Annotated in this window: 14 protein-coding genes and 2 pseudogenes; all 16 read right to left on the bottom strand. The window is 71.0% G+C overall.

Translation table 11 applies throughout. From position 1 onward, the window contains the following. Positions 1 to 13: 13 nt before the first annotated feature. Positions 14 to 1,171, bottom strand: a complete 1,158-nt coding sequence (gene ispG, locus V8690_RS37605; RefSeq protein WP_338784510.1) for a flavodoxin-dependent (E)-4-hydroxy-3-methylbut-2-enyl-diphosphate synthase — start codon at positions 1,169 to 1,171, stop codon at positions 14 to 16. 4 nt (positions 1,172 to 1,175) lie between these two features. Further along, on the bottom strand, positions 1,176 to 2,198 hold the full coding sequence (hpnH, locus tag V8690_RS37600) for an adenosyl-hopene transferase HpnH (RefSeq protein WP_338784509.1): 1,023 nt from the start codon (positions 2,196 to 2,198) through the stop codon (positions 1,176 to 1,178). Positions 2,199 to 2,203: 5 nt separating this feature from the next. Further along, complete coding sequence (locus V8690_RS37595; protein WP_338784508.1) at positions 2,204 to 2,845, bottom strand: 1-hydroxy-2-methyl-2-butenyl 4-diphosphate reductase; 642 nt, start codon at positions 2,843 to 2,845, stop codon at positions 2,204 to 2,206. Next, positions 2,842 to 4,878 carry a squalene--hopene cyclase gene (gene shc / locus V8690_RS37590; protein WP_338784507.1) on the bottom strand — a complete coding sequence of 679 codons (2,037 nt, stop codon included), beginning with the start codon at positions 4,876 to 4,878 and terminating at the stop codon, positions 2,842 to 2,844. Before shc ends, V8690_RS37595 begins: the two co-directional genes overlap by 4 nt. A gap of 122 nt (positions 4,879 to 5,000) precedes the next feature. Further along, entirely contained in the window at positions 5,001 to 6,134 is a 1,134-nt protein-coding gene (locus V8690_RS37585) for a polyprenyl synthetase family protein (protein WP_338784506.1), read from the bottom strand. Continuing rightward, positions 6,134 to 7,546: a hydroxysqualene dehydroxylase HpnE gene (gene hpnE, locus V8690_RS37580; protein WP_338784505.1), complete on the bottom strand. Its 1,413-nt coding sequence runs from the start codon at positions 7,544 to 7,546 to the stop codon at positions 6,134 to 6,136. Before hpnE ends, V8690_RS37585 begins: the two co-directional genes overlap by 1 nt. Further along, on the bottom strand, positions 7,543 to 7,698 hold the full coding sequence (locus V8690_RS37575; RefSeq protein WP_338785598.1) for a DUF6380 family protein: 156 nt from the start codon (positions 7,696 to 7,698) through the stop codon (positions 7,543 to 7,545). Before V8690_RS37575 ends, hpnE begins: the two co-directional genes overlap by 4 nt. 332 nt (positions 7,699 to 8,030) lie before the next feature. Further along, positions 8,031 to 8,981, bottom strand: coding sequence for a presqualene diphosphate synthase HpnD (hpnD, locus tag V8690_RS37570; protein WP_338784504.1), 951 nt, complete (start codon positions 8,979 to 8,981; stop codon positions 8,031 to 8,033). Continuing rightward, positions 8,978 to 9,879 (bottom strand): annotated as a pseudogene (gene hpnC, locus V8690_RS37565) (squalene synthase HpnC). Before hpnC ends, hpnD begins: the two are co-directional and overlap by 4 nt. Positions 9,880 to 10,239: 360 nt before the next feature. Then, complete coding sequence (locus tag V8690_RS37560) at positions 10,240 to 11,028, bottom strand: ABC transporter ATP-binding protein (protein WP_338784503.1); 789 nt, start codon at positions 11,026 to 11,028, stop codon at positions 10,240 to 10,242. After that, positions 11,021 to 11,950: an ABC transporter permease gene (locus V8690_RS37555; RefSeq protein WP_338784502.1), complete on the bottom strand. Its 930-nt coding sequence runs from the start codon at positions 11,948 to 11,950 to the stop codon at positions 11,021 to 11,023. Before V8690_RS37555 ends, V8690_RS37560 begins: the two co-directional genes overlap by 8 nt. A 105-nt stretch (positions 11,951 to 12,055) precedes the next feature. Beyond that, positions 12,056 to 12,928, bottom strand: coding sequence for a glycosyltransferase (locus V8690_RS37550; RefSeq protein ID WP_338785597.1), 873 nt, complete (start codon positions 12,926 to 12,928; stop codon positions 12,056 to 12,058). A 5-nt stretch (positions 12,929 to 12,933) separates the two neighbouring features. After that, positions 12,934 to 13,713 carry a CDP-alcohol phosphatidyltransferase family protein gene (locus V8690_RS37545; protein ID WP_338784501.1) on the bottom strand — a complete coding sequence of 260 codons (780 nt, stop codon included), beginning with the start codon at positions 13,711 to 13,713 and terminating at the stop codon, positions 12,934 to 12,936. Further along, entirely contained in the window at positions 13,691 to 14,752 is a 1,062-nt protein-coding gene (locus V8690_RS37540) for an iron-containing alcohol dehydrogenase family protein (RefSeq protein WP_338784500.1), read from the bottom strand. The genes V8690_RS37545 and V8690_RS37540 overlap by 23 nt, the downstream gene beginning before the upstream one ends. Beyond that, positions 14,740 to 15,492, bottom strand: coding sequence for a phosphocholine cytidylyltransferase family protein (locus V8690_RS37535; protein ID WP_338784499.1), 753 nt, complete (start codon positions 15,490 to 15,492; stop codon positions 14,740 to 14,742). The genes V8690_RS37540 and V8690_RS37535 overlap by 13 nt, the downstream gene beginning before the upstream one ends. After that, a pseudogene (locus V8690_RS37530) lies at positions 15,489 to 17,292 on the bottom strand (DUF5941 domain-containing protein). Before V8690_RS37530 ends, V8690_RS37535 begins: the two are co-directional and overlap by 4 nt. Positions 17,293 to 17,310: the final 18 nt, after the last annotated feature.

Raw genomic sequence — 17,310 nt, 5'->3', positions numbered from 1 at the left:
GGTTCCGTGCTTTTCAACTCACGGTGACGGCCGGCTCCCCCGACCCCACGCCGTCCTGCTCCATCTGCTCGGCGAGCTTCATCGCCTCTTCGATCAGCGTCTCGACGATCTTGGACTCGGGGACGGTCTTGATGACCTCGCCCTTGACGAAGATCTGCCCCTTGCCGTTGCCGGAGGCCACCCCCAGGTCGGCCTCCCGCGCCTCGCCGGGTCCGTTGACCACACACCCCATGACGGCGACCCGCAACGGCACTTCCATGCCCTCGAGTCCGGCCGTGACCTCGTCGGCGAGCTTGTAGACGTCGACCTGCGCACGTCCGCACGACGGGCAGGACACGATCTCCAGCCGCCGCTGCCTCAGCCCCAGCGACTCAAGGATCTGATTGCCGACCTTGACCTCCTCGGCCGGCGGCGCCGACAGCGACACCCGGATGGTGTCGCCGATGCCCCGCGACAGCAGCGCGCCGAAGGCCACCGCCGACTTGATCGTGCCCTGGAACGCCGGACCGGCCTCCGTCACGCCCAGGTGCAGCGGGTAGTCGCACTGCTCGGCGAGCTGCCGGTACGCCTCGATCATCACGACCGGGTCGTTGTGCTTGACGGAGATCTTGATGTCCCGGAAGTCGTGCTCCTCAAACAGGGACGCCTCCCACAGCGCGCTCTCCACGAGCGCCTCGGGGGTCGCCTTGCCGTACTTCGTCAGCAGCCGCCGGTCCAGCGACCCGGCGTTGACGCCGATCCGGATCGGGGTGCCGTGGTCCTTGGCGGCCTGCGCGATCTCCTTGACCCGGTCGTCGAACTGCTTGATGTTGCCGGGGTTGACGCGCACGGCGGCGCAGCCCGCCTCGATGGCCGCGAAGACGTACTTCGGCTGGAAGTGGATGTCCGCGATCACCGGGATCTGCGACTTGCGCGCGATGGTCGCGAGCGCGTCCGCGTCGTCCTGGGTCGGGCAGGCGACCCGGACGATCTGGCAGCCGGACGCGGTGAGTTCGGCGATCTGCTGCAAGGTGGCGCCGATGTCCGACGTACGGGTCGTCGTCATCGACTGCACCGACACCGGGGCCCCGCCCCCGACCGCCACCGGACCGACCTGGATCCGGCGCGAGACGCGCCGCTGCGCGATCGGCCGGACCGGTACCTCGGGAACGCCCAGCGGGACGGAGGTCATGGCGTCACTCCCGGTTTCCGGAGACCGTCTCGCGCATGGCGCGCAGGGACTCCTTCAGCGACCCCATGGTGGCGAGGACGGCGGTGGGCTCGTAACCGCAGTGCGCCATGCAGTTGGCGCAGCGCGGGTCCTTGCCGCGGCCGTACTTGTCCCAGTCGGTGTCCTCGACCAGCTCCCGGTACGTCGGCACGTAGCCGTCGCTCATCAGGTAGCAGGGGCGCTGCCAGCCGAAGAGCGAGTAGTTCGGGATCGCCCAGGCGGTGCACGGGAAGTCGACCTTGCCCTCCAGGAAGTCCAGGAAGAGCGGCGAGTGATTGAGCCGCCAGCGCCGCCGGTTGCCGCCCGCGAAGGCTTTCTTGAACAGCTCGCGGGTCTGCTCCACGCCCAGGAAGTGCTCCTGGTCGGGGGCCTTCTCGTAGGCGTAGGCGGGCGAGATCATCATCTCGTCGACCTGGAGGTCGTCGTTGAGGAAGTTAAGCACCTCGATGATGGTCTGCGGGGTGTCGGTGTTGAAGAAGGTCGAGTTGGTGGTCACCCGGAAGCCGCGCCGCTTGGCCTCCTTGATGGCCTCCACCGCCTCGTCGAACACACCCTCCTTCGCCACCGACTCGTCGTGCCGCTCCCGCAGCCCGTCGATGTGCACCGCGAAGGCGAAGTACGGGGAGGGCTTGAACTTGTCCATCTTCTTGCGCAGGAGCAGGGCGTTGGTGCACAGGAAAACGTACTTCCGCTTGGCCACCAGCTGACGCACGATCTCGTCGATCTGCGGGTGCATCAGCGGCTCGCCACCTGCGATGGACACCATGGGGGCACCGGACTCCAGCACCGCCCCCACGGCCTGGGCGACCGGCATCCGCTGCTTGAGCACCCCGGCCGGGTGCTGGATCTTGCCGCACCCCTCGCACTTGAGGTTGCAGGCGTACAGCGGCTCCAGCTCGACGATGAGCGGGAACTTGTCCCGCCGGCGAAGCTTCTGTTCAGCCAAGTACGTAGCGACCTTGATGGACTGTCGGAGCGGCATGGCCATCTGGCTCACCTCCTGGGGAGCAGCAAGGAACGGTGCCATTCGAAGAAAGCGGGAAGGACGGAACGAAGGACACGGAAAGCCGATATTCCACCGCGCACCGTGCCGATCCGGACGAGTTCATGTTCTGGAGCGTCCACGACCACCCGGACGGCCGCAACCGGGCGCTCGCCCCCGCGCACGGCGCTCAGAAGCGTGGCCGCCGACTCCATGTCGACCGCGATCGCGCCGGTCGCGCGCAGATCGGACCGTTCGTGACCGCGCACGACGTGGTCGGAGCCGGTGAGCGGCCCGGTGTGCACGGTCCGCCCGGGCACCGCGCGGGCCAGCTCCTTGACCAGCAGGTCGGTCCCGACGCACGCGGTCGCACCGCGCGGGTCGCGGGTCTCCTCGGCGACGACCAGGTCACCGGGGTGCATGCCGGGCGCGAGCCCCGCGCAGAAGCCGGTGGCCAGGACGGCGGCGTCGCGCAGGGCCGGGTCGGCGAGCATCCGGGTGACGGACCGCTCGGCCGCCGCCGGCCCCATGCCGGTCCGCAGCACGGTGACCGGCCCGCCGGCGCCGCCACGGTCCCCCGCGCGCAGGGCGAGCTGCTCGATGCCGAGCGCGCAGGCGATCAGCAGCGGGGCCGGAGCGGGCTGCGTGCTCATTCAGCTCCCTTGGCCTCGGCGAGCGGCATCCCGGCCGCCCCGCCGCCTTGTTGCAGGTCGGCGAAGGGCTCTCCGTGCAGGTACCGGCCGAGCGCGGTGAGCGGGAACACCTGCCGGTAGAGGTGGTAGTTGATCGAGAAGTCCCACGGGAAGCCCGTCCCCGTGAAGTACGGCTCGTCCCAGGAACCGTCCTCCCGCTGGGTGGCGGCGAGCCACTCGATGCCGCGTTCGACGGCCTTGGAGTCCCGCTCCCCCGCCGCGAGCAGGGCCATCAGGGCCCACGCCGTCTGGGAGGCGGTCGAGGCCCCCCTGCCGCTCCACTCCTTGACGTACTTGTATGAGCGCAGGTCCTCGCCCCAGCCGCCGTCGTCGTTCTGGACCGACTCCAGCCAGGTCACGGCCCGGCGGATCGCCGGGTGCGCGGCGGGGATGCCCGCGGCGACCAGGGCGGGTACGACGGACCCGGTGCCGTAGACGTAGTTGACGCCCCAGCGCCCGAACCACGAGCCGTCAGGCTCCTGTTCGGCCAGCAGCCACTCGATGCCGCGCCGGGTGCGCGGGTCGTGGGCGAGGCCCTCCACCGCGAGCATCTCGACGACGTGGGCGGTGACGTCGGCGGAGGGCGGGTCGATGACCTCGCCGAAGTCGCAGAACGGCAGCCGGTTCGGGAACGGGCTGGTGTTGTCGACGTCGAAGGCGGCCCACGCGCCGTTCTTCGACTGCATGCCGAGCGTCCAGCGCACTCCGCGCCCGACGGCCTTGTCGGCCCGCGCCGGGTCGTGGTGGGCGATCCGGCGCAGCGCCAGGATCACCTCGGCGGTGTCGTCGATGTCGGGGTAGTTGTCGTTGTGGAACTCGAACGCCCAGCCCCCGGGGGGCAGTCCGGGCCTCTGCACCGACCAGTCACCGGGCCGGACGATCTCCTCGCCCAGCATCCAGTCCGCGGCCTTCACCAACTGCGGGTGGTCGGCGGGCAGTCCGGCGTCGACCAACGCGATCGCGGCCAGGCAGGTGTCCCACACCGGCGACTGGCAGGCCTCGATCATCCGGGCCCCGTCCTCGCGCCACACGGCGAACCGGTCCAGCGACGCGAGCCCCTCGCGCATCACGGGGTGCTGGAGGTCGTAGCCGAGCAGGTGCAGGGCGATGATCGAGTACACGGCCGGGGGCTGGATGCCGCCCCAGCAGCCGTCGTTCTCCTGCCGCTCGATGATCCAGCGGGCGGCGCTGTTCATCGCGGCTCTGCGCAGCCGGCGCGGCGCGACCTTCCGCAGGGCGTGCAGGCCCTTGTCCATGCGCTGGAAGGCGCCGTCCCAACTGAACGCCGGGGCAAGGGGCTTGGCGGGGTTCGGGTGGGCCGGGTCGGTGTGCAGCTCGTCCAGCGGGAAGGGCGCGGGGCGTACCGGCCGCTTCGCGGAGACGATCGTCAGCGGGACGATGGTCTGCCGGGCCCAGCAGCCGAAGTCGTAGATGTTGAGCGGCATCCACTTCGGGAAGTAGATGAGCTCCGGGGGAAGTTCGGGCAGGTCCTCCCACTTCCACCAGCCGAACAGGGCCAGCCAGATCCGGGTGAAAACCCGGGCGGCGGCGATGCCGCCCTGCTCGCGGATCCAGGCGGAGGCCTTGGCCATGTGCGGTGCGCCGGGCTCGTCGCCGGCCAGGCGGAGGGCGACGTAGGCCTCGATGGTGGCGGAGAGTTCGCCGGGGCCGCCGTAGAAGGTGGCCCAGGTGCCGTCCTCGCGCTGCTCGCCGCGGATGAAGAGGGAGGCGGCCTGCGTGATCCTCTCGTCGCGGATGCCCAGGAACTGGCGGAGCATCAGGTCCTCGGCGTCCATCGTGACGTTGGTCTCGAGGTCGCCCTTCCACCAGCCCTGGGCGTCCTGGCGCGAGAGCAGGAAGTCCGTGGCGCGCTGCACGGCGCGGGCGGCGGCTTCTGGTACCCCGGCCGCCACGGGGGTGTCGGTGTCGGTTTCGCTGGCCGCGGCGGCGCGGGGCGGCAGGGCCCCGGTGCTTCCGTCGGTCGTCGCTGTCATGGCTTCCCCTTCGTGCAGTGGTGCAAGGTGTGCAGCTGCTGTGGGTCCGCCGTCGGCCGGTGCTCCGTGGTGTCTCGCGGCACCGGCCGGCGACTACGCGAGGGCTATTCGACCGATAGTGATCATCTCTTTCGTACGACGACGAAGTCCGCGAGCGCCGTGAACTGCTCCCGCACCCGGTCGGGCATGTCGACGGCGTCGAGGGCTTCGATGGCGATGGTGTGCTGACGGCGTGCCTCGTCGGCGGTCCACTCGCGGCCGCCCGCCTCCTCGATGAGGGCGGCCCGGGCCGCGAACTCCTCCTCGGAGAAGTTCTCGAAGTCACTGCTCTTGGCGTCGGCGGCGAGGAGTTCGCCGAGCCGTTCGGAGGCGGACCCGCCCGCCGCGAGCGCGGCCACGACCGGCAGGGACTTCTTGCGCTGGCGCAGGTCGCTCCAGGTCTGCTTGCCGGTGGAGACCGGGTCGCCCCAGATGCCGAGGAGGTCGTCGACGGCCTGGAAGGCGAGGCCCAGGTGGTAGCCGTACTTCTCCAGCGTGTCGGCGGTGCGGTCGTCGGCGCCGCCGAGGACGGCACCGATGGAGCTGGCGCAGGCGAGCAGGGCGCCTGTCTTGTTGCCTTCCATCTCCAGGCACTCCTCGACGGTGACGCGGTCGCGGTGCTCGTAGGAGATGTCCTGGGCCTGACCGTCGATCAGGGCACGGGTGGCGGTGGTCAGGCGGCGGGCGGCGCGGCCGGCCTCGACGGTGCCGAGTTCGAGAAGTACTTCGCCCGCGAGGGCGAACAGGGCGTCGCCGACCAGGATGGCCTGTGCGGGGCCGTGCACCTTCCAGACCGTGTCGCGGTGGCGGCGCTGTTCGTCGCCGTCCATGAGGTCGTCGTGGAGGAGGGAGAAGTTGTGGACGAGTTCCACGGCGACGGCGCCGGGGATGCCGGTCTCGGGGGCGGCTGACATGACCTCGGCGGACAGCACCGCGAGGGCGGGGCGTACGGCCTTGCCGCCGTCCCCCGCCGCGGGCCGGCCCTGGGCGTCGATCCATCCGAAGTGGTAGGCGGCAACAGTGTCCATGGGAGGTGCCAGGCGGTCGATGGCCGCCCGCAGTACCGGAGTGGCCAGGGTCCGGCCGCGCTCCAGCAGCGCGGTCACGTCCACCGCCTCGGCAGTCTTCGAGGCCGGGGGCACAGTGGGCACAGTCTCTCCTCTTGTTGCGGTACCGGGGGTGCGGGGGCCGCCTGCCGCGCTGTGTTGAGCGAGCATCACGCCGCCTCCTCGAACTCGAAGAGGTGCTGCGGGCGGGGCCGGCCCAGGGCGCCCAGCACGGCGTCCGCCGCGCTCACACCACTGCGGACCGCACTCTCCATGGTCGCGGGCCACCCGGTGGCGGTCCACGCTCCGGCCAGGTAGAGGCCGGATGCCTTGGTGCGGGCGCCGGGCCTGAGGCGCCCGACGCCGGGGGTGGGAGCGAACGTCGCGGTGCGCTCCCGGGTGACGAAGAAGTCCTTCACTTCGGCACCCCGGGTCAGCGGCAGCAGCCGCTCCAGCTCGGGCAGGTACCGCTCGCGCAGCACGGCCACGGGCTCGTCGATCTCGTCCTGGGCCGCCGACTGGGACAGGGCGAGGTACTGCCCCTGGTGCAGCCCGGACGCCTCGGTCCGGTCGAAGACCCACTGCACCGGGGTGCCGAGGGCGGTGAAGAACGGCCGCCCGAGCACCTTGCGGTCGTACACCACATGGACGTTGAGGATGGGCGCGGTGCCGATCTCCAGGAGCCGTTCGGGCGCGTCGAGGGCGCCCGCGGGCAGCAGGTCGTGCGCCTCGCGCTGCGGTACGGCGAGCACCACCGCGTCCGCCTGAAGCGTCTCGCCGGGAACCTGGACGCTCCACCCGCCGTTCCCGTCGTGGGAGACGGAGGTGACGCGTGTACGGACCTCGGTACGGACGCCCGCGGAGGCGAGCGCCTTGCGGGTCAGCCGGTCGTGCAGGTCGCCGAGCGGGACGCGCGCCCAGCCGATGTCGGCCGCGCCCGGGTCGGACAGCAGACCGGTCTTGAACACCATCGCGGCGAGCCCCAGGGATGCGTCGCCCGCGACCGCGTTGAGGGTGGCGACCCCGACCAGGTCCCACAGGGCCTCGATGGCGCGCTTCGACTGGCCGTGCGCGGCCAGCCAGCTGCCGAAGTCCCGCGTGTCCAGGGCCGGATCGGCGAGGTCGAGCCCCTTGAGCGCGAGCGCGGCCCGGCCCACCTTGGCCCGGTCGGCGAGCGGCAGGTGCGGATAGGTGGCGAGACTGCGGCCCAGGTGCAGGGGCACGGGCAGCGCGTCGCGCCGCAGCCTGCCGAGCCGCCGCCCCGCGGGCCGAGTGACGTCCAGGACGGGCACGTCGAGCCGGTCCTGGAGCGGAGCCAGCGCCGCGCCCTCGATACGGTCGAGGAACCAGCGGTAGGCAGTGCAGCAGCGCAGGTACACGTGCTGTCCGTTGTCGACGGTCAGTTCGCCGCGCTGGAAGGAGAAGGCCAGGCCGCCGAGTCTCGGCCTGCCCTCCAGCAGGGTGACGCGCACGCCGGCGTCGGCGAGCGCGAGCGCGGTGGTGACGCCGGCGAGCCCGCCGCCCACCACGACGGTGTGCCGCCCGTCCGCGACCGGTCCCCGGGATCCCGTGCCGTGGGTCATCGTGCACCCTCCCCTGCGCGGTGGCCGTACAGCTCGGACGGTACGCGACCGACCGTCTCCGTCAGGGACGCCGCCCTACCCCGGAGGGTTGCCCGCCACTTGTCTCCGACGGTGTGCCCGAGAGGGCCGTCGTGCCCACACTCGGCCGCCACGGCCACGCGAACGGAACCGTCCGCTCCGGCGACAGCAACACGCCTGCGCCGACAGACGAGCAAGAACACCGACTCCGTCTCACAGCGCACCCGCGAGGCGTCGTGCCCACACTCAGCCGCCACGGCCACGCGAGCAGGTCCGCCCGGCCCGGCGCCGACGACCGCGACGCGCCCGCGTCGGCGGGCCAGGGAGAACACCGGCCCGGCCTCGTGGCGGGCTCGCGGGGCGCGCGGTACCGCGCTCTCCGACGCTGCCCGGCAGCGCAGGACCGCACCCGCGCGGCGGGTGTGAGCCCGGTCGCCGGTGGCATCTTTCTGGACCGGTTCGTTCGTCACGCACGCCTCCTGACGGTCCGTCGGCTCACATGACGGGCGTCGAGGCCGGACAGGCCGCGCACGGCGACATAGGCCTTCTCCCGGCCGGGCAGGGTGACGCGGCCGCGCAGCACGGCCTCCGGGTCGCGCTCGATGCGGTCGAGGAGGCGGCGGTAGATGCCGGCCATGGCGGCGACGCAGGCGCCGCTGCGCCGGTCGAGCATGGGGAGCAGCCGGTAGCCCTCGGCGAAAAGAGCGCGGGCCCGTCGCACTTCGAAGTGCACGAGGCCCGCGAAGTCGGAGCCCTCCGGTGGCCGCGGCCCGCTGAAGCCGGCCGAGCAGCCGAACTTGGCGAGGTCGTCGGCGGGCAGATAGGTACGCCCGTCCACGGCGTCCTCGCGGATGTCCCTGAGGATGTTGGTGAGCTGGAGCGCCAGCCCGAGCGTGTCGGCATACTCGGGCGCACGCTCGACGCCGCGCGCCCCCGGCTCGGTGCCGAACACACCGAGCGAGAGGCGCCCGATGGACCCCGCCACACAGCGGCAGTAGACCTTCAGGTCGTCCCACGTCTCGTAGGTCTCGCCGCGTACGTCCATCAGGACGCCGTCGATGAGCTCGTCCAGGCCGCCGAGCGGGATCGGGAAGTGCCCGGCGGCGTGCGTGAGGGCGACGGCGACCGGGTCGTTGTCGTCCTCCCCCACCTCGCCCTCGCGGATCCGGGTGAGCAGCGTCCGGGTCTCCTCCAGTCTGGCCACCTTGACGTCGTCGGCGAGCGCACCGTCGCCGATGTCGTCGACCCGCCGCGAGAACGCGTACAGCGCCGACATCGCACGGCGCTGGGGCGTCGGCAGCAGCCGGATGCCGTAGGCGAAGTTACGGGCCTGCCGCCCGGTGACGGCCTCGCAGTAGCTGTAGGCGGCGAGTACCGGTGGGGACGCGTGTGGTTCCGACTCCACGGTCCGGATCACCCCTCTCCTCGCAGAGTCACGCCCACCTCACGCAGCAACTGGACCTTGCCGGGCTTGGGCGGGCCGGGAAGTACGTCGTAATCGGCGGCGGCGATCGCGCGGACGGCCGCCCTTCCCCCGCCACGAACCCTGCGAGCAGCAGCTTCAGCCTGCCGTGGACGCTACCCACGAGGGGGGCGCCTTCATTCAGGAGATCCAGGGCCCTTTGCGCTTCGTACGCAATCAGCGCACGGACCGACGCACCGGCGGATTTCGTGGCGAGGTCCGCCTCCTGGACGTGGAAGCGTTTCATGTCGGCGGCGGGCAGGTAAACGCGGTCGCGGCCGAGGTCCTCGGCCACGTCCTGGAGGTGCTCGACGACCTGGAGGGCGGTGCAGATCATGTCGGAGCGGCGGATCCGCTCGGGCGTCGAGGTGCCGGTGACGGCGAGGACGAGACGGCCGACGGGGTTGGCGGAGAGCTCGCAGTAGGCGAGGAGGTCGTCGTAGGTCTCGTACCGGCCGACCAGCTGGTCCTGGCGGTTGGCGGCGATCAGGCCGAGGAACGGCTCGGGGGTCAGGCAGCGGCGGCGGACGGTCGGCTGGAGGCGGCGCAGCAGGGGATGGCGCGGGGCCGAGTCGAAGACCCTGCGCAGGTCGGCCTCGAAGGCGTCCAGCAAAACCAGCCGGTCCTCGGCCTGCTGCGGTGAGACACCGAGCAGGCGGGCGTCGGCCCCGCCGGGGGCCAGGTCGCCGTCGCCGATGTCGTCGACGAGGCGGGCGAAGCCGTAGACCGCCATGAGGTCGGTGCGCCAGGCCCTGGGCAGGAAGAACGGAGCCACCGGGAAGTTCTCGCCCGCGGCCTTGCCGAGTGTGCCGCGCTCCGGATCGAGGGCGCGCGCCGTGCCGGTTCCCGTCACCGCCGGCTGCCCGGCGCGAGGACGGCACGTGCTGCGTGGAGCTGGGGAGTTTCCGTAGCCATTGCCGTCACATCTCCCGTTCTACACTGCCGACCCAATACACACTATTTCGGACACGCCGCCCGGCCGTCAGCACGACGGCGCGACGAGCGATGTCGCGCATTATCGCCCTGATTGCCGTGTTTCGGGACCCGGTACAGCTTACGTTGTACAACGCATCGTGGTTCGCCAGGGTGTCCCGCACATCACGAGAACACACCGATTGACCCCAAGATTCCTGGAAAGGGCTGGAGTTGACGCTTCTTTTGCAGACGCGGGGCCCCGCCGGAACAGTTCCGGCGGGGCCCTGGCCGAGCCGGTCTACTTTCCGGTGAACTTCTCGTACTCCTTGAGCACCTCGTCGGTCGGGCCGTCCATCCGCAGCTCGCCGCGTTCCAGCCACAGGACGCGGTTGCAGGTGTCGCGGATCGACTTGTTGTTGTGACTGACCAGAAACACGGTGCCCGCTTCCTTGCGCAGCTCCCGGATGCGGTCCTCGGAGCGCTTCTGGAACTTGCGGTCGCCGGTGGCGAGGGCCTCGTCGATCATCAGGACGTCGTGGTCCTTGGCCGCTGCGATGGAGAAGCGGAGACGGGCCGCCATGCCGGAGGAGTAGGTGCGCATGGGCAGGGTGATGAAGTCGCCCTTCTCGTTGATGCCGGAGAAGTCGACGATGTCCTGGTAGCGCTCCTTGATCTCCTCCCGGGACATGCCCATGGCGAGCCCGCCCAATATGACGTTCCGTTCGCCGGTGAGGTCGTTCATCAGGGCCGCGTTGACGCCCAGCAGCGAGGGCTGGCCGTCGGTGTAGACCTTGCCCTGCTCGGCGGGCAGCAGGCCGGCGATGGCGCGCAGCAGGGTCGACTTGCCGGAGCCGTTGGAGCCGATCAGGCCGATGGCCTCGCCGCGGTACGCCACGAAGGAGACGCCTCGTACGGCGTGCACTTTGCGCACGCCCCGCGCCGCGTCGTCGGAGCCCCGCTTCAGGATGCGGCTGAGGGCGGCGGTGGCGCTGCCCTTGCCGGTCTTGGCGCCGTTGACGCGGTAGACGATGTGCAGGTCGTCCGCGACGACCGTGGGGATCCGTTCGTCCTGCTTCTGCTCAGCCACGGCCGTACCTCTCCTCCGCCTTCCAGAAGTACACGAAGCCGCCCAGGGCGAACAGCACGGCCCAGCCGCCCGCGGCCGCCCACACGTGGTCGGGCAGGTACTTCTGGTCGTAGTCGTCGATGAGGGCGAAGCGCGTCAGGTCCATGTAGATCGCGGCCGGGTTCCACTGCAGGACGTTCGCCATCCAGGCCGGCTTGTCCGCGAGGAAGATCGGGATGGAGAACATCACCCCGGACGCGTACATCCACGTCCGCATCACGAACGGCATCAGCTGCGCGAGGTCCGGGGTCTTGGAGCCCGCCCGGGCCATGATCAGCGCGAGGCCGGTGTTGAAGCAGAACTGGAGGGCGAGCACCGGCACGATCAGCAGCCAGGACAGGTCCGGGTAGTGGCCGAAGCCGACCGCGATGGCGAACAGCACGATCATCGAGAACAGCAGCTGCTGGAGCTGCTGGAGCGCGAAGGAGATCGGCAGCGAGGCACGCGGGAAGTGCAGGGCGCGGACCAGACCGAGGTTGCCGGAGATCGCGCGCACGCCCGCCATCACCGAGCTCTGCGTGAAGGTGAACACGAAGACGCCCGTGACCAGGAACGGGATGTACACCTCGCGGGACATGCCCCGGTCGGCCTCCAGGAGCAGGCCGAAGATGAAGAAGTAGACGGCCGCGTTCAGCAGCGGTGTGGCCACCTGCCACAGCTGGCCGAGCTTGGCCTGGCTGTACTGGGCGGTCAGCTTCGCGCGGGAGAAGGCGAGGATGAAGTGCCGCCGGTCCCAGAGCTGACGGACGTACTCGATGAGGGACGGCCGGGCGCCGCTCACGCTCAGCCCGTGCTTGGCGGCGAGTTCCTGCGCCGTGAGGCCCTCGTCGGGCGCCGCGGGCGCGCTCACCGCGACCGGGGCGTCGTGCGTTGTCTCACTCACTAGTGGAAACTTTCGTCTTCGAGATGCGCGGCCTGTCCGGGCCTGCATGAGCCGGGGGCCAGGGTACGGCCCGGGGGCTCCCGGATATTCCCGGATACGAGCTTGTCAGATGACGGGGGGCCGGCCCAGTCGGGTCAGCCGCCACACCGTACGCCACTTCATAGGCAGGCGGCGTCCGCACGAGGTGGTCCAGCCTTCGCGGAATCCGCCGAACCAGGCGCGCAGGGCGGAGCGGGAGGGACGGCGTACGAGGGTGAGCAGCAGCCACACGCCGAGGTAGACGGGGACGAGGAGCGCGGGGAGGTTGCGGCGGGCGAGCCAGACGCGGTTGCGGGCGACCATGCGGTGGTAGACCGCGTGCCGCGAGGGAGCGGTCGTCGGGTGGTACAGCACCATGTCGGACCGGTAGTCGATCATCCAGCCCGCGTCGAGGGCCCGCCATGCCAGGTCGGTTTCCTCGTGTGCGTAGAAGAACTCGTCCGGAAGTCCGCCGACGTCGGCGAAGACCCGGGTGCGGACGGCGTTGGCGCCGCCGAGGAAGGTGGTGACCCGGGAGGAGCGCATCGGGTCGGCGGCGCGCAGCCGGGGCACGTGCCGGCGCTGGGTGACGCCGGTGTCCGGGTCGGCTATGCGGAAGCTGATGATGCCGAGCTTCGGGTCGGCATCGAAGGCCTTGCGGCACAGCTCTGCGGTGTCGTGGCCGGCCAGCAGGCCGTCGTCGTCGAGGAACAGCAGGATGTCGACGTCCCGGCCGGCGGGGCCGAAGGCCTCGATGCCGACGTTGCGGCCGCCGGGGATGCCGAGGTTCTCGGGCAGCTCGATCGTGCGGACGCCCTCGGGGACGTCCGGGACGGGCGAGCCGTTGCCGACGACGACCACCTCGACGGGGTCGCCGTCCTGCTTGGCCACGGAGTCGAGCAGGGCGCGCAGTTCGTCGGGGCGGTTGCCCATGGTGATGATGACGGCGCCGACCTTCATGCCGCTCACTTCAGCCTGCTCGAAGCGAGGATGGACACGAGGTGCAGCAGGGTCTGCACCAGCGCGATGCCGGCCAGCACCGCGACGCCGAGCCGGGAGAAGAACAGGTCGCCGCGGGCGTGGTCGACTATCGCCAGGACCAGGATCAGCAGGGACGCCTCGATGCCGAGGATCAGCCGGTGGAACTTGAGCGCGGCGGCGGCCCTGCGGGCCAGTGCCATGCCGGACGAGCGCATCTCGGCGGCAGCCTCCTTGACCGGCGGCTTCCCTGCCTGGTGCCGGGCGACACCGACGAGGTCGGTCTCGGCCTTGATCAGGATGGCGCCGAGGGCGGCCAGGGTGCCGAGGAAGGCCCACAGCCAGTCGATCCGGCCGCTGCCCCACAAGTCGGCGGCGCGCAGGCCGAAGCCGACGAGCACCGCGGCGTCGGTGAGGTAGGCGCCGACACGGTCCAGGTAGACGCCGTTGAGGGAGTACTGCTTCTTCCAGCGCGCGATCTCGCCGTCGACGCAGTCCAGCAGGAGGTACATCTGGACCATGACGACGCCGAGCACGGCGCCCGGGATCCCCGGCACGAGAAGTGCCGGGGCCGCGAGCACACCGAAGACGGTCATCAGGTAGGTGAGCTGGTTGGGCGTGACCCGGGTGTTGACCAGGTAGCGGTCGACCCGCAGGGACACCTCACGCATGTAGAGGCGTCCCATCCAGTGCTCACCGCTGCGCCGGTCCTTCACCCCCGCGGGGTGAACGACGGGGCGGAGTTCAGCTACCGATGGCCTTGACATAGTCGGCGTAGGTGTCCTTGATCTGTTCGGTGTTCAGGTCGAGGTGTTCGAGGATGGTGTAGCGGCCGGGCCGGGTCTCCGGGGCGAACTCGACGGCCTTGACGAACTCGTCCGTCGTGAAGCCGATCTCGTCCGGCAGCACGGGCAGCCCGTGCCGGCGCAGCACCTCGGCCATGTACGCCGACTCCTCGTGCGCCCCGCGCAGCCACATCGCGAAGGCCGCGCCGAGACCGCACTGCTCGCCGTGGGCGGCGGCCCGCTTCGGGTAGAGCAGGTCGAAGGCGTGGTTGATCTCGTGGCACGCCCCGGAGGACGGCCGCGAGTCGCCCGACACCGACATGGCGATGCCGCTGAGGACCAGCGCCTCGGCCAGTACCTGGAGGAAGTTGTTGTCCCCGATACCGCCCGGGTGCCGCAGTACGGCCTCACCGGCCTGGCGGGCCATGGCCGCGGCGAGTCCGTCGATCCGCTCGCCCTTGACGCGGCCCGCCAGCTCCCAGTCGGCGATCGCCGAGATGTTGGAGACGGCGTCGCCGATGCCGGCGCGGACGAAGCGGACCGGGGCCTCGCGGATGATGTCCAGGTCGATGACGACCGCGATCGGGTTCGGCACGCCGTAGGAGCCGCGGCCCGCGTCGTTGTCGAGGGTGGCGACCGGCGAGCACAGGCCGTCGTGCGCGAGGTTCGTGGGCACGGCGACCAGGGGCAGGCCGACGCGTGCCGCGGCGAACTTGGCGCAGTCGATGATCTTGCCGCCGCCGAGGCCCACGACCGCGTCGTAGTGGCCGGCCTTTATGTCGCTCGCCAGCCGGACCGCGTCGTCGAGGGTGCCGCCGCCGACCTCGTACCAGGTGGCGCCGGGCATGCCGGGCGAGATGCGCTCGCGCAGCTTGGCGCCGGAGCCGCCGCTGACCGCGACGGCGAGGCGGCCGGAGTGCGAGATGCGCTCGTCGGCGAGGACGCACGCCAGGTCGTCGAGGGCACCCGGGCGGATGTCCACGACCAGCGGCGAGGGGATGAGCCGGGTCAGTACTGGCATGCGATCTCCCGTCCACGGGCGAGATCGTCGTGGTTGTCGATCTCCACCCACTTGACGTCGCCGATCGGAGCCACGTCGATACGGAAGCCGCGGTTCACCAGCTCCTGGTAGCCGTGCTCGTAGAACTGCTGCGGGTCGGTCTCCCACACGGTCTTGAGCGCGTCGGCCAGTTCGGGGGCCGCGTCGCCCTCGATGAGGGTGACGCCGATGTACTCGCCGGTGGCCTCGGCGGGTTCCATCAGCTTGGTGATCTTCGTCATGCCCTTGGCGGGGTCGACGACGACCTTCATCTCCTCGTCGGCCAGGTCCTTCACGGTGTCCAGGGCGAGGATGATCTTCTTGCCGTCGCCGCGCGCGGCGAGCAGCGTCTTCTCGACGGAGACCGGGTGGACGGTGTCGCCGTTGGCGAGGATCACGCCGTCCTTGAGGGCGTCACGGCCGCACCACAGGGAGTAGGCGTTGTTCCACTCCTCGGCCTTGTCGTTGTCGATGAGGGTGAGCTTGAGCCCGTACTTCTTCTCCAGCGCTTCCTTGCGCGCGTACACGGCCTCCTTGCGGTAGCCGACGATGACCGCGGCCTCGGTGAGGCCGACCTCGGCGAAGTTGGCGAGGGTCAGGTCGAGAACCGTCGGTTCGCCCTCTATGCCCGCGGGCCCCACCGGCACCAGCGCCTTGGGAAGGCTGTCGGTGTAGGGGCGCAGACGCCGTCCGGCGCCGGCCGCCAGCACGAGGCCGATCATGCGGGTTCTCCTTCATCGTGTACGGCGGGTGCCCCTGCGGACACCCAGAAGCGGATGCTCTCGACGAGCACCACCAGGGCCACGGCCACGGCGAGAGCCGTGAGCGCGACCGTGAACTGCGAGGCGGTGAGCAGCGCGGCGAGGACGGTGACGAGCAGGGTCCGTCCTTCGTGCCCCCCGATGGAACGCACCAGCCAGGCCGGGGGCGCTCCGGCGTTGCCGCGGATGCGGTACACCGTGTCGTAGTGATGGTAGGCGACCGCGGACACCAGCCCGAAAGCCGCAGGAAGGGCTCCGTTCACGTCCGCGTGGGCCGCCAGGATCAGGACGGTGCAGTATTCCGCGGCGCGGAGGAACGGGGGGATCAGCCAGTCGAGGGCGCCTTTGAGGGGCAGGGTGACGGCGGCGGCCGAGGTGAGCACGTAGAGGGCGGCTGCCGCGACAGGCAGGGCGCTGCCGTACGGCTCGAGGGCTGCCGCGAGGACCACGAGAGCAGCGCCGGGCAGGGCGACGAGGAACCGGGCACCGAAAGGTGGCTTGGCGGGCAGCTTGCGCAGCAGCCCCGCGAGCGCCTCGGCGACCGGCCCGCTGTCCGTCAGGTCCGCCAGTGCCCGCGCCGCCCGGTCGGTACGCCGCGCCTTCCGCGTCAGCGACCGCAGCACGCGGCCCGCCGTGGTGTAGGTCGCCGCGAAGGCGCAGCCGATGAGCAGGGCGTAGAAGGTGATGCGCGGGGTCGTGGCCGCCGTGAGCACAGCGATCATGGCCCAGCGTTCGCCGATGGGCAGGACGATCATGCGGCGCACCCAGACCGTCCAGCCGACGCTGTCGAGCTTGTCGGAGAGGGCGGCGGTGGGGCTGGTGTTGGCGGTGGCGTCGTGGTTGGCCTCGTTGAAGGAGAAGTCCACGACATGGCGGCACGTCTGCAGGACCATGGCGCCGAGGGCGAGGGCCCATACGTCGTCGCCGCCGCGGGCGGCACCGAGAGCGAGACCGGCGTAGTAGGCGTACTCCTTGGCCCGGTCGAAGGTGGCGTCGAGCCAGGCGCCGAGCGTGGAGTACTGCAGGGAGTAGCGGGCGAGCTGGCCGTCGGTGCAGTCCAGCACGAAGGACGCGATCAGCAGGACGCCGGCCGCGACGAAGCCGCCGCGGGTGCCGGTGGCCGCGCAGGCCGCCGCTATGAGGGCGGTGAGCAGCGAGGCGGTGGTGACCTGGTTGGGGGTCAGGCCACGGCGGGCGCACCAGCGGGCGAGGTAACGGGAATACGGGCTGACGCAGTAGGTGGTGAAGAAGCCGTCGCGGGACTTCACGGCCGACTTCAGGCGTACGGCCTCGTCGTCGACGGCCGTCACCGCCTGCCGTGCCTCGTTGCGGGCCTGTGGGTCGGCGGGGACGGTGGCGACGAGACTGCCCAGCTCGGGGCGGTGCACGTCGGCTCCGTCGGCGTCCAGGGCGGTGAGAATGCGGTCGGCGAGGCTGTCGACGAGGGTGGTGCCGCCGCCCGTGGAGTTCTCGCGGGCCATCGCCCGGGTCAGGGCCTGGCGGCCTGGCCTGTGCGGTGACGGCGCCCGGGATGGCGGCGAGCGGGAAGCGGGGGTCGGTGAGGCCGAGGCGCAGCGCGTGCACATGGCCCACGAACCGGGCGTCGACCAGGGCGACCCGCTCCCCGCCCGGCACCCCGGCGAGCAGGGTCTCGGCCTCGGCTGCGTCGGCCGCGACCCGCACGTCGAAGCCGAGGGACCGCAGATCGCCCTCGATCGACGATCCGGGGACCGGCTGACCGGTGAGGATGGCGGTCGACAACCGAATTCACTCCCTGGG

This window comes from Streptomyces sp. DG1A-41 (assembly GCF_037055355.1).
Classification (GTDB): domain Bacteria; phylum Actinomycetota; class Actinomycetes; order Streptomycetales; family Streptomycetaceae; genus Streptomyces.
The sequence above is the reverse complement of the archived record's forward strand: the minus strand, read 5'-3'. Positions and strand labels throughout refer to the sequence as shown.